Here is an 11753-nt window from a genome sequence, read left to right as displayed (position 1 = left end):
GCCATCCATGCAACGCTCCCCCGACCTCATCAAACAGCTGGACCACAGCACGGACCAGCTCAAGCGCGCGCGCCTGCGCAGCATGCAGTGGCTGGCCGTTGGCTTGCTGCTGCTGGCCGCGCTGGTCTTCGCCGTGGCCCGCTCGCAGCGGGGCGGCCACCCGGCCTGGGGCTATGTGGAAGCGTTCGCCGAAGCGTCCATGGTGGGCGCGATCGCCGACTGGTTCGCCGTCGTCGCCCTGTTCCGCCACCCGCTCGGCATCCCCCTGTGGCATACGGCCATCATCCCGAACAGCAAGGCCGAGATCGGGCGCAGCCTGGGCGCCTTCGTGGAAAACCATTTCATTACCGAGCAAGGCATCGCCGAGCGTATCGCGCAAGCCGATCCCGCCGCGCGCCTGGGCGCCTGGCTGGCCGACGAAGCGCACGCGCGGCAGCTGGGCATGGCCGGCGCCGGCGTGGCGAAACAGCTGCTGGCCATGGCCGACCACGACAAGCTGGGGCAGCTGCTGCGCCAGCAGGCCAGCAACTACCTCGGTCAATTGAATCTGTCGGACGTGGCGGCCGACTGCATCGATGCGCTGATCGCCGACGGCAAGCCGCAGCAGCTGCTGGACTTCCTGCTCGACCGCGGCGCCGCCTACCTCGACGACGAGGCGCACCACGCGGCCATCGGCGACTTCGTGCTGGGCGCCTTCCAGATCGAGAACGCGCTGATCAAAAAAGCCGTGAAAGCATACGAGCCGCGCATGATCGCCTCGCTGCAAAAATTCGCCCTTGCCGTGCGCCTCGATCCCGACCACCCGCTGCGCCAGCGCATCGCCGGCTGGATCGCCGACAGCGCGCTGCACCTGAAGGCCGACCCGCAGTGGCAGGACACCGTGCGCCGCTACCAGCTGCAGCTGATCGCCAGCGACACGGTGCAAGCCATGCTGGGCGACGTGTGGAAGCACATCAGCACGCGCGTGCTGGCCGATCTGCACGCGGACCAGCCCGTGCTGGCGCAAGCCATCGCCAGTCTGGCGCGCAACACGGGCCGGGTGCTGGGTACGGACGACCATGCGCGGGCATGGCTGAACGGCGCCATCATCGCCGGCAGCGGCTCGCTGGTGCGCCGCTACCGGGGCGAAGTGGGCGCCTTCATCGCCGCCCGCCTGGACCTGTGGAGCAAGGAAGAAATGAGCGAGCGCATCGAACTGGCCATCGGTCGCGACCTGCAATTCATCCGCATCAACGGCACCGTCGTGGGCGGCCTGGCCGGCTTGCTCATTTACGCCGCCAGCCAGGCGTTCTAGCCATACTTACCAGCGCGGCACGGCGCTGGCCGGCGCCGCATGCGACGGAAAATGCGGCAGCACTTCCTGCGCCAGTTCCTGCAGCACCTCGGCGGCCGGACGCCGGCCATGCTGGATGCCCAGTGCCGCATGGTTGACGCCCGCTTCCTGCCATTCCCCCAGCAGATCGATCAAGCCCTTGCGTCCCGTGCGCAGCACATAGCCGCTGCGCACGGGCGTGCGCGGATAGTCGGGGTCGTCCACCAGATCCAGCCACTCATTGCACATATGCGGACGAAAGCCGCCATCCGGGATGCACTGGCGCCAGGCGCGGATCTTTTCCGCCAGCCGGCGCGGCCCGTCCGGCGTACCGGTCGCTTCCGGATACGTCAGCCAGCCATCGGCGTGGCGCCCTATCCACTCAAGCGGCTGGCCCGAGGAACTGGTGACGATCAGGGGAATGGCGCCCGCCACGGGCTTGGGCAGCAGTTCGAGACCCTCAATCCTGCCCAGCGGGCTGCTGACATGCGCGGGGCCAGGGCGCAGCAGCTGGCGGAACAGGTGCACGGCCTGCGCATAGCGTTCGCCGCGCGTATCGTACGGCACGCCATACGCGGGAAATTCGCTGGCGCGGTCGCCCGAGGCCGTGCCCAGCACCAGGCGCCCGCCCGACAACTGGTCGATGCTGGCGGCCGCCTTGGCCAGGTCGATGGGATGGCGCAGGGTGAAAATGGCGCTGCCCGTGGCCAGGGCCAGCGAGTCCGTGCGCGCCGCCAGGTAGGCGAGATAGGCCCACGGGTCGAACAGCTGGCCCGCATCGCCGAAGCGCGGGTCGAACAGGGGAATATCGCGCACCCAGGCGGCGGCGAAGCCTTGCCTGTCCATGGCGGCGACCAGGTCGGCCTGGCCGGCCAGCGCCCGCATGTCTCCCTGGTAAAAACGCAGCGGCAGATAAATGCCGAGGGTGAGCGCGCCGGGCGCGAACATGCGGCGGTAGCCGCGGTGCAGCGTGAAGGCCTGCGACGAGGCGCCTTCCGTGATGTCATTGCTCATGCTGTTCCTCGATAAAAATCAGGCGCCCGTGGCGGGCGCGGGGATAGTGACGCCCAGCCGCACGGCCGGGCGGGCCGCCACGCGGGCGTACCAGCTGCCGACGTGGGGCCAGGCGGATAAATCGAAGCCGACGATGCGTCGCACAAGCGGCGAAAGTGCGCCGTGGCGGGCACGTTCGCGCCCGCGTCGGCGATCTCGAAATGCACGCGCTGGCCCAGCACCGGCCCCATGCTGGCAGCATGAAATTGCAGCCAGGTGATGGCGGACCAGCGCTGCGCGGGTGCCTTGGGCAGCAGCCTCCCCGTCTTCTCGGCCAGGTACAGCAAGATGGCGGCCGACTCGAACACGGTAATGCCCGTGTCGTGGTCGACCAGCACGGGAATGCGCCCGTGCGGATTGAGGGCCAGGAAAGCGGGCAGCCGGTGTTCGCCCTGCTCGATGCGCACATGGCGCAATTGATACGGCAAGCCCAGTTCGGCCAGCGCGATGGTGGCCTTGAAACCGTTGGGCGAACTGTCGGTGTAGAGTTCAAGCGAACCCGCGGGGGATGTGATGCTGTGCATGGAGTATCCTGTCGATATAGTTTTACTGAAGTAAAATAAGCGTTGCAAACACCGCTATCCTCGCTCTTATTTTCGGAGAATGGAAACGATGATTTTTGCTGTCTTACTATAGAAAAACTATATCCATGAAACATCCATTACCGCTCCAGGCGCTGCGCGCCTTTGTCGAAGTGGGCCAGCGCGGCAGCATCAAGGCCGCCGCCGAAGCGCTGCACGTGACGTCGGGCGCCGTCAGCCAGCAAATCCGCCTGCTGGAAGAACGGGTCGGCATGCCCCTGTTTACGCGCGAGCGCCAGGGCTTGCGCCTGACCGAAGCGGGCGCCATGGTCCACCCCACCCTGCTGGGTGCCTTCGCGCAGATCGCCGCTGCCAGCCAGGCGCTGGAAGACATGGGTGGGCGCCAGACGCTCACCGTCAGCACGGTCGCCACCTTTGCCGCCGCGTGGCTGGTGCCGCGCCTGGGCCGCTTCAACCAGCGCCACCCGCAGATCGAGGTGCGCGTGGAAGCCACGTCGGCGCTGGTCGACCTGCGCCGCGACAGGGTCGACGTGGCCTTGCGTCACGGCCTGGGAGAGTATCCGGGCTTGCAGGTGACGCGATTGATGGCGCCCGTGCTGGTGCCCGTCGCCAGCCCCGCCCTGATGGCAGGCCAGCCGCCCATCACCACGCCCGGCGATTGCCTGCGCTACCCGCTGCTGCACGATACGGACCGCGCCGACTGGCCCTTGTGGCTGGCCGCGCATGGCGCCCCGGACGGCAGCGCGGATGCGGCGCGGGCGCTGCGCGGCTCGGCCTTCGAAGATGATTTTCTGTTGATACGCGCGGCCGAGGCGGGACAGGGACTGGCCCTGGTGCCGCAGCTGTACGCGCAGAAGGAAATCGCCGCGGGACGCCTGGTGCAAGTGCTGGACTTGCCCTGGCCCGCGCGCTTTGCCTACTACCTGGTGACGCGGCCCGACGCGGCCACGCGCCCTGCCGTCCAGGCATTCATGGCATGGATCCGCGAGGAGGCGCAGGCCGCGCGCTAGAGTCCATGCTCGCCTGCCGCGCACGACACCACGCCGCACATGGCGCTGAACGGCGCCGGCATGCCGGCGCGTCCCGTGGCGATGCAGGCCGCGGCCGGCACCACGGCCAGCAGCAGGGCCAGGTAAGCGATCGCCTTCAGGCGCCGCATGGATAAATGGCGCACCTGCGCCCCGTGTGGATAGCCCTTGCCAGCCTCTACGCTGCCTCTTGCCGACATCTTCGTATGCATGTCCGTCTCCTCTATCCACAGTGAATGATGTTGCTTCACTGCATTTTGCTACATAAATTTACCGAATACAATAAATAAATTCACGAAAAAATCGTTTTTTCTTTTCGGCGGCAACAAGAACGAAGGCAAAAATTCTGCTCGCCATAGAGAAAAATGACGCGCCACCTGCTTTTTACGCCACTCGGCTCCTGATTGTCTTGTGTCGAAAATCCAAATTAAATCATGAAAATCACAATATTCGTTGAAATCATTTTTATTTGATGTATGATGATTGTAAAGGAGCGCCCACGGCGGTTCGGCAGACCTCTTTGCCTCGACCGCCCGGCATCTCCACCTTCTTTGTAGGGGACAAGCAGATGAACAGAATCCTGGCCTTGCGCCTGCTCGACGCCGCCGATGACGCCGCCGTCATCATCGATGCGGGCTCGCGCATCCGCTATGCGAACGACGCCATGTATGCGCTGAGCGGCTATGCCGCGGGCAGCTTGCCGGGCCAGCCGATCGAGGCGCTGCTGCCCGACGCCGTGCGCGAGCAGCATGGCGCGCGGATCGGCGCATATCTGGCCGGCTACAAGAAGTCCAGGGTGCTGGGCCACAAGCGCCATTTCGCCATTCGCCACCGCGATGGCACGATGCTGCCCATCGTGCTCAAGGCCATGGACCTGGGCACCCTGGATGATGAAAACTTCATGGGCGCCTTTTTCATCGACCAGCGCCGCGAACTGGCCATCGAACAGCAGAACGCGGCCCGCTGGCAGCAGTTGCAGCGCATCGCCCTCAGTGATCCCCTGACCCAGCTGCCCAACCGCCGCGCCTTCGAGATCGACGCCGTGCGCACGGCGGCGCGCTCCAGGCGCTCGGGCCACCCGATGACCATCGGCATCGCCGACATCGACTTCTTCAAGCATGTCAATGACCAGCACGGCCACGCCGCCGGCGACGCCGTGCTGCAAGCCATCGCGGCCATCATCCTGGCCCAGGCACGGGCCGCCGATGTCGTCGCCCGCGTGGGCGGCGAGGAATTCGGCTTGCTGTTCCCCCATACGGACCTGGCCAGGGCGCGCCAGGTGGCCGAGCGCATCCGCCTTGCCGTGGCTGCGGCGCAGGTCGAGTTCGAGCACGCGCCCATCGCGGTGACGATCAGCATCGGCCTGTCGCCGCTGCCGGCGGACGGCGACTGGAAAGCCGGCTTCACGCAGGCCGACGCCGCCCTGTACCAGGCCAAGAAGAATGGCCGCAACCGCGTCGAGCAGGCTTGAACCCCGCCCGGCGATCCTCGCAGTCTCATGCAGTACGCAGCACCTGACAGGAGCAAGCACATGGAAACGACCACGACACATGCCGCCGCAGCGGGTCAACCGGCGCAAGCGGGCGCCCGCGAATTGCTGGTCTTCGGACTGGGCAAGGAGGAATACGCGATCGACATCGGCCTGGTGCAGGAAATCCGCGGCTACGGCGCCGTCACCCGCATCGCCAACGCGCCCGCCTTCCTCAAGGGCTTCATCCACCTGCGCGGCAGCATCGTGCCGCTGGTCGACCTGCGCATCGCGCTGGGCCAGGCCGAGCCCGCGTACGATGCCTCGACGGTGGTGATCATCCTCGTCTTCGCGCATGGCGCCACCGGCATCGTGGTCGACCGCGTGGCCGACGTGGTGCCGCTGGCGCCGGCGCAGATCAAGCCGCCGCCGCAGCTGCACGGCTCGGCCATGGCCGGCCACGTGACGGCCATCGGCGCCCTCGACGAGCGCATGCTGATCGTGCTCGACATGGACAGCCTGCTGGCGGGCCTGGGCATGCACGCCACGGGCGAGCTGGCGGCCTGAGCCAGCCACCGCCGTCCCGTCCGCCACCTGACCGCCATCCGCCGGAGACACCATGAGCATCCTGATCGTCGATGACAACGACACCAACCTGAGCCTGCTATCGACCTTGGCGTGCAAGGCCTGCAGCATCGAGACGGTCTGCATGAGCGATCCCGTCGATGCGCTGTACTGGTGCGAATCGCACGTGCCGGACCTGGTCTTGCTCGACTACCGGATGCCCAGCCTGTCGGGCAATGAGTTCCTCGGCATTTTCCGCAAGATGGGCGGCATGGCCGACATCCCCATCATCATGGTGACCACGGAAAACGACCGCGCCGTGCGCAAGCAGGCCTTTTCGCTGGGCGTCACCGAGTTTCTCACCAAGCCCGTCGACACCATCGAATTCAGCCTGCGCGTGCGCAACCTGCTGGCCCTGCGCACGGCGCAAACCATGCTGGCCGACCGCGCCAAGCTACTCGAACATGAAGTGGCCCGGGCCATCGCCAACGTCACGGCCAGGGAGATGGAACTGGTCACGCGCCTGGCGCGGGCGGCCGAATTCCGCGACCCGGAAACGGGCGCCCACATCATGCGCATGGCGCGCTACTCTGCGCTGATCGCCGGGAACCTGGGCATGGATGCGCAGTGGCAGGAGCTGCTGCTCAAGGCGGCGCCCATGCACGACGTGGGCAAGCTGGCCACGCCCGACCATATCCTGCTCAAGCCGGGGCGGCTCGATCCCGATGAAATGGCCATCATGCGCCTGCATGCGAAGATCGGCGGCCATATCCTGGCCGGCAGCGATTCGCCGCTGATCCGCCTGGCCGAGGAAATCGCCTGCGGCCACCACGAAAAATATGACGGCAGCGGCTATCCGGACGGCCTGGCGGGCGAGCAGATACCGCTGTCGGCGCGCATCGTCGCCGTGGCCGACGTCTTCGACGCGCTCAGCTCGGAGCGCCCGTACAAGCCGGCCTGGCCTTTGGCGCAGGCGCGCCAGTACCTCGAGGAAAACCGGGGCGGCCATTTCTGCCCGCTGTGCCTCGACGCCTTCCTGGGCGCCTGGGACGAGGTGCTCGCCATCCGCGACAGCCTGCCCGACCCCGTCCAGCAACACGCCCACCCACTGTAAGCGAGGAGCCTGCCATGCGCGTGCAACAACTGATCCTGAAAAACCGTGCCGACATCGATGCGGCCCTGGCGCCGCTGGCCGCCATGAGCCCCGACCTGGTGCTGGTCTTCGGCGCCTGCCCCTACTTTGCCACGCCCGACCTCACGGCGGCGCTGCGCCGCCAGCTGCCCGGCGCCATCATCACCGGCTGCTCCACGGCGGGCGAGATCGCCGGCAAGCGCGTCTACGACGACAGCTGCGTCATCACGGCCATCCGCTTTGCCCACACCACGGTGGCGATCGCCGACGCCATCATCTGCGACATGGCCGATTCGCACGACACGGGCGAGCGCCTGGCGCAGGCCCTGCCGCACGATGGCCTGACGGCCGTCTTCATGCTGGGTACAGGCGTGGCCATCAACGGCAGCGCCCTGATCGCGGGCCTGCAGGCGAACCTGCCGCCTGGCGTGACGGTGTCGGGCGGACTGGCGGCGGACGGCGGCGCCTTCCGCCAGACATGGACCCTGGGTCCGCGCGGCGCGGCCGACAACACCATCGTCGCCGTCGGCCTGTACGGCGAGCGTATCCGCCTCGGCTACGGCAGCCATGCGGGCTGGGAAGCGTTCGGCCCCGCTCGCAAGGTGACGCGCTGCGTCGACAACGTGCTGTATGGCCTCGATGGCGCACGGGCGCTCGACATTTACAAGCTGTACCTGGGCGACCATGCGCGCGATCTGCCCGCTTCAGGCCTGCTGTTCCCGTTTGAAATGCTCACGGCGGCGCATGAAAAAAGCAATGTCTTTCGCACCATCCTCGCCGTCGATGAAGAGCAAGGTTCGCTGACACTGGCCGGCGACATCCTCGCAGACGGCTACCTGAGGCTGATGCATTCCAGTACCAACCGGCTGATCGACGGTGCCGAGACGGCCGCGCGCGGCGTCGCCCCCCACGCCGATGCGCAGGGCGACCAGCTGGCCCTGCTGGTCAGCTGCGTGGGGCGCAAGCTGGTGATGGGCGACCGGGCCGAGGAAGAGGTCGAAGCCGTGGCCGACCTGCTGGGCGGCGCGCCCTGCATCGCCGGCTTTTACTCGAACGGCGAAATCGGCATCGCCCAGCCGCATGGCGCCTGCCAGCTGCACAACCAGACGATGACCGTGACTGTATTGAGCGAAGCATGAACCGCACCCTGGCACGCCAGTTGAACCGCGTCTGCGATATCGACTCCGACGCCGCCTGCACCGCCCTGCTGGAACAGGCGCAAACGCTGTGCGGGCAGGCGGACACGCCGCCCGAACTGGCCGGTTTCCTGGCTGGCTTGCCGGCCCTGCTGCAGCGCATCGACGGCGCCTACGAACAGTTCGAACGCGACCTGGACCTGCGCTCGCGCAGCCTGGAACTGAGTTCGAATGAACTGAGCATGACGAATGACCTGCTGCGCACGGAACTGGCCAGCCGCAACCGCGTGATCCAGTCGCTGCGCGTGGCGGCCGTGCGCCTGCTCGACAACAACGATTCCGGCCTGCGCCTGCCGCAGGAAGACGATATCGAAGGCCTGTCGGTGCTGCTGGCCGAGCTGGTGTCGCAGCAGGAACTGCGCCGCATCGAATTGCAGAACCAGCGCTTCGCGATGGACCAGCATGCCATCGTCAGCATCACGGACACGGCCGGCGTCATCATCTACGTCAACGACAAGTTCTGCGCCATCAGCGGCTTCGCGCGCGAAGAGCTGGTCGGCCAGACGCACCGCCTGATCAATTCGCGCGCGCATCCGGACGCCTTCTTTGCGCAGATGTGGCAAACCATTACGGCCGGCCACGTGTGGCACGGCGAAATCTGCAACCATGCCAAGGATGGCGGGCAATACTGGGTCGACGCCACCATCGTGCCCTTCCTCGACGCGGCCGGCAAGCCGTATCAGTACATCGCCATCCGCACGGAAATCAGCGACAGCAAGCGCATGGCCGAGACCATCGCGAAAAGCGAGCGCGAATACCGCAACGTCGTCAACAGCCTCAACGAAGTGGTCTTCCGCACGGACCTGCACGGCGCCTGGACCTTCCTCAATCCCGCCTGGCACACCATCACGGGCTTCGGCGCCGCCGACAGCCTGGGCAAGAGCGTGCTGCAATTCGTCGACCCGCGCGACCGCGAGCGCGCCGCGGCCGGCCTGTCCCAGCTGCTGGGCGGCCAGGTCGACAGCATGCGCCATGAAGCGCGCTATGTCACCCGCGACGGCGACGTGCGCTGGATCGACGTGTGCGCGCGCGCCGAACGCGATGGCCAGGGGCAGCTGGCCGGCATCACGGGCAGCCTGACGGACATCACGGAGCGGCGCCAGGCGGCGCGCGAGCTGCGCCACAATCTCAACTTCGTCGACGCGCTGATCGAAACCATCCCTATCCCCTTATACCTGAAGGATGTGCAGGGCCGCTACCTGCGCGCCAACCGCGCCTTCTGCGCCTTCTTCCAGCTCGACCAGGCGCGCATCCCGGGCCTGACGGTGGCCGACATCCTGCCGCAGCAGCAGGCGCGGCAAGCGCTGCAGCACGACCTGGCGCTGCTGCAGGACCGGGGCAACCAGTCGTATGAAGACCGGCTGAGCGTCGGCACGCGCCAGGTCGATGTCCTGTGCAGCAAGGCGGCCCTGCTGAAATCCGACGGCAGCCTGCACGGTCTGGTAGGCACCATCGTCGACATTTCCAGCCAAAAGGCGGCCGAGCGCGCGCTGCTGCTGGCCAAGGAAGTGGCCGAATCGGCCAGCCGCTCGAAGAGCGAATTCCTGGCCAACATGAGCCACGAGATCCGCACGCCGATGAACGGCATCCTCGGCATGACGGACCTGGTGCTCGATTCCGAGCTCGATGCCCACCAGCGCAAATACCTGGAAATCGTCAAGGCCTCGGCCGACGCCCTGCTGTGCATCATCAACGACATCCTCGATTTCTCGAAGATCGAGGCGGGCATGCTGACCCTGGAAAGCATTCCCTTCGACCTGCGCCAGCTGCTGCAGGAAACCATGCGCGCGCACGCCATGCGGGCGCGGGCCAGCGGCCTGGAACTGGTGCTCGACGTCGATCCCGCGCTGCCGCACACCCTGCTCGGCGACCCGGGCCGGCTGCGCCAGGTGCTGACCAACCTGGCGGGCAACGCCATCAAGTTCACGCCGCAGGGCGAAGTGGTCGTCAGCGCCCGGCTGCGCGCCAGCGGCGATGGCGTGGCCAGCCTGCGCCTGAGCGTGCGCGACACGGGCATCGGCATCGCCGCCGACATGCAGGAGGCCGTCTTCGACGCCTTCCAGCAGGAAGACGGGTCGACCACGCGGCGCTTCGGCGGCACGGGACTGGGCCTGTCGATCACGCGCCGCCTGGTGACGATGATGGACGGCGGCATCGGCCTGACGAGCGAACTGGGCAAGGGCAGCTGTTTCACCGTGGACCTGGCCCTGCCCATCGGCGAGCAGCAGCCCTTGGCGCCGCCGCCCGACGCCTCGCTGGCCGCGCGCAACATCCTGCTGGTGGACGACAATCCCAGCAGCCTGACCATCCTGCGCCGGATCTTCGAGCACAGCGGCGCCACGGTCACCGCCTGCGAGTCGGGCGAGGCGGCGCTGGCGCACTGCCGCGGCGCCTTGCCGGCGGACTGCATCATCATGGACTTCGCCATGCCCGGCATGAACGGCTTCGACACGGCATCGGCGCTGGCCGCCCTGCCCCACTGGAGCCAGGCGCCCATCGTCATGCTGTCGTCCTGCGGCAGCCTGGGCGACGCGGCGCGCTGCCGCGAACTGGGCATCGGCGGCTACCTGCTCAAGCCTGCCAGCTCCGAGGAATTGCTGGCCGTCGCCATGAGCGTGCTGGGCACCTGCCGCGGCATGCCCAGCGCCGAGCCCGTGGCGACGCGCCAGGCCGTACGCGAAAGCATGCCCGGCCTGGACATCCTGCTCGTCGAGGACAACGCCATGAACCGCGAACTGGCCACCGTGCTGCTGTCGAATGCGGGCCACCGCGTCACGCATGCGGCAAACGGCCGCATCGCCCTCGATTGCCAGGCCGCCGGCCATTTCGACATGATACTGATGGACTTGCAAATGCCGGAGATGGGCGGTTTCGAAGCCACCGCGCAGATCCGCGCACGCGAAGCGCAAGGCATGCCGAGGAGCGTCATCATCGCCATGACGGCCAGCGCCCTCGAAGGCGACCGCGAACGCTGCATCGCCGGCGGCATGGACGACTACCTTTCCAAGCCGTTCCGCACGGCCGCCTTCCACAGCCTGATCGAGCGGCATGTGTCGCAGATAAACAAGCAGACGCCGCGCTTCGGCTACGGCGCCGCGCTGGCCCAGGCCGACGCCGACGTGATCGGCATCATCGGCGCATCATTCCTGACCGGCTTGCCGGCGCAGCTGGAGGCCCTGCGCACGGCCCTGCGCGCGGGCGACCGGGCCACCGTCAGCCGGCAGGCGCACACCCTGGCCGGCTTGCTGGCCAACTTCCGCGCCGCGCCGGCCGTCGCCATCGCCGCCGCCATCGAGCGCGAAGCGGCAAAGGCGCCGCAGGGCGCGTTGCTGGCGCGGCTTGATGCGCTGGACGAGCAGCTGCGGCTGTTTGTGCAGGAAACGGACACGGCCATCCAGGCGGCAAGCCACACGCTGCACGCATCCGGCCAAACTTGATGTAGATCATAATTTTTTAAA

Annotated in this window: 9 protein-coding genes and 1 pseudogene; 7 read left to right on the top strand and 3 right to left on the bottom strand. The window is 67.2% G+C overall.

Features of this window, described 5'->3' with window-relative positions; translation table 11 throughout:
- Positions 1–7: 7 nt before the first annotated feature.
- Positions 8–1294, top strand: a complete 1287-nt coding sequence (locus IGS55_RS01395) for a DUF445 domain-containing protein (RefSeq protein ID WP_230516501.1) — start codon at positions 8–10, stop codon at positions 1292–1294.
- 6 nt (positions 1295–1300) lie between these two features.
- Here IGS55_RS01395 and IGS55_RS01390 read toward each other — a convergent pair whose 3' ends face one another.
- Both IGS55_RS01390 and IGS55_RS01385 read right to left on the bottom strand, forming a co-directional pair.
- A complete protein-coding gene (locus IGS55_RS01390) occupies positions 1301–2326 on the bottom strand; it encodes an LLM class oxidoreductase (protein WP_230516502.1) in 1026 nt (341 codons plus the stop codon).
- An 18-nt stretch (positions 2327–2344) separates the two neighbouring features.
- Positions 2345–2889 (bottom strand): annotated as a pseudogene (locus IGS55_RS01385) (glutathione S-transferase).
- Positions 2890–3014: 125 nt separating this feature from the next.
- Between IGS55_RS01385 and IGS55_RS01380 the strand changes: the two are divergent.
- Positions 3015–3917, top strand: coding sequence for a LysR substrate-binding domain-containing protein (locus tag IGS55_RS01380; RefSeq protein ID WP_230516503.1), 903 nt, complete (start codon positions 3015–3017; stop codon positions 3915–3917).
- Here the strand turns inward: IGS55_RS01380 and IGS55_RS01375 are convergent.
- Complete coding sequence (locus IGS55_RS01375; protein WP_230516504.1) at positions 3914–4147, bottom strand: hypothetical protein; 234 nt, start codon at positions 4145–4147, stop codon at positions 3914–3916. The two genes, IGS55_RS01380 and IGS55_RS01375, sit on opposite strands and share 4 nt — an antisense overlap.
- Before the next feature lie 356 nt (positions 4148–4503).
- On the opposite strand from IGS55_RS01375, the gene IGS55_RS01370 reads away from it, so the two are divergent.
- The 5 genes from IGS55_RS01370 to IGS55_RS01350 are packed head-to-tail and all read left to right on the top strand — an operon-like array spanning position 4504 to position 11732.
- Positions 4504–5406, top strand: a complete 903-nt coding sequence (locus IGS55_RS01370; protein ID WP_230516505.1) for a GGDEF domain-containing protein — start codon at positions 4504–4506, stop codon at positions 5404–5406.
- A 60-nt stretch (positions 5407–5466) separates the two neighbouring features.
- Positions 5467–5970, top strand: a complete 504-nt coding sequence (locus IGS55_RS01365; protein ID WP_230516506.1) for a chemotaxis protein CheW — start codon at positions 5467–5469, stop codon at positions 5968–5970.
- A gap of 52 nt (positions 5971–6022) precedes the next feature.
- The gene (locus tag IGS55_RS01360; protein WP_230516507.1) at positions 6023–7081 is read left to right on the top strand and encodes an HD domain-containing phosphohydrolase; all 1059 of its coding nucleotides are present in this window, start codon (positions 6023–6025) and stop codon (positions 7079–7081) included.
- Positions 7082–7095: 14 nt separating this feature from the next.
- Positions 7096–8238: an FIST signal transduction protein gene (locus tag IGS55_RS01355; RefSeq protein ID WP_230516508.1), complete on the top strand. Its 1143-nt coding sequence runs from the start codon at positions 7096–7098 to the stop codon at positions 8236–8238.
- Positions 8235–11732 carry a PAS domain S-box protein gene (locus IGS55_RS01350; protein ID WP_230516509.1) on the top strand — a complete coding sequence of 1166 codons (3498 nt, stop codon included), beginning with the start codon at positions 8235–8237 and terminating at the stop codon, positions 11730–11732. Before IGS55_RS01355 ends, IGS55_RS01350 begins: the two co-directional genes overlap by 4 nt.
- Positions 11733–11753 lie beyond the last annotated feature (21 nt).

Source organism: Janthinobacterium sp. EB271-G4-3-2, assembly GCF_020858035.1.
GTDB classification, from domain to species: Bacteria; Pseudomonadota; Gammaproteobacteria; order Burkholderiales; family Burkholderiaceae_D; genus Janthinobacterium; species Janthinobacterium aestuarii.
This window is presented reverse-complemented; position numbering and strand designations above follow the sequence as displayed.

Coding starts and splice junctions, on each gene's coding strand:
- IGS55_RS01360 (WP_230516507.1), top strand. CDS start 6,023: ATGAGCATCCTGATCGTCGATGACAACGACACCAACCTGAGCCTGCTA.
- IGS55_RS01380 (WP_230516503.1), top strand. CDS start 3,015: ATGAAACATCCATTACCGCTCCAGGCGCTGCGCGCCTTTGTCGAAGTG.
- IGS55_RS01395 (WP_230516501.1), top strand. CDS start 8: ATGCAACGCTCCCCCGACCTCATCAAACAGCTGGACCACAGCACGGAC.
- IGS55_RS01370 (WP_230516505.1), top strand. CDS start 4,504: ATGAACAGAATCCTGGCCTTGCGCCTGCTCGACGCCGCCGATGACGCC.
- IGS55_RS01350 (WP_230516509.1), top strand. CDS start 8,235: ATGAACCGCACCCTGGCACGCCAGTTGAACCGCGTCTGCGATATCGAC.
- IGS55_RS01365 (WP_230516506.1), top strand. CDS start 5,467: ATGGAAACGACCACGACACATGCCGCCGCAGCGGGTCAACCGGCGCAA.
- IGS55_RS01355 (WP_230516508.1), top strand. CDS start 7,096: ATGCGCGTGCAACAACTGATCCTGAAAAACCGTGCCGACATCGATGCG.
- IGS55_RS01390 (WP_230516502.1), bottom strand. CDS start 2,326: ATGAGCAATGACATCACGGAAGGCGCCTCGTCGCAGGCCTTCACGCTG.
- IGS55_RS01375 (WP_230516504.1), bottom strand. CDS start 4,147: ATGCATACGAAGATGTCGGCAAGAGGCAGCGTAGAGGCTGGCAAGGGC.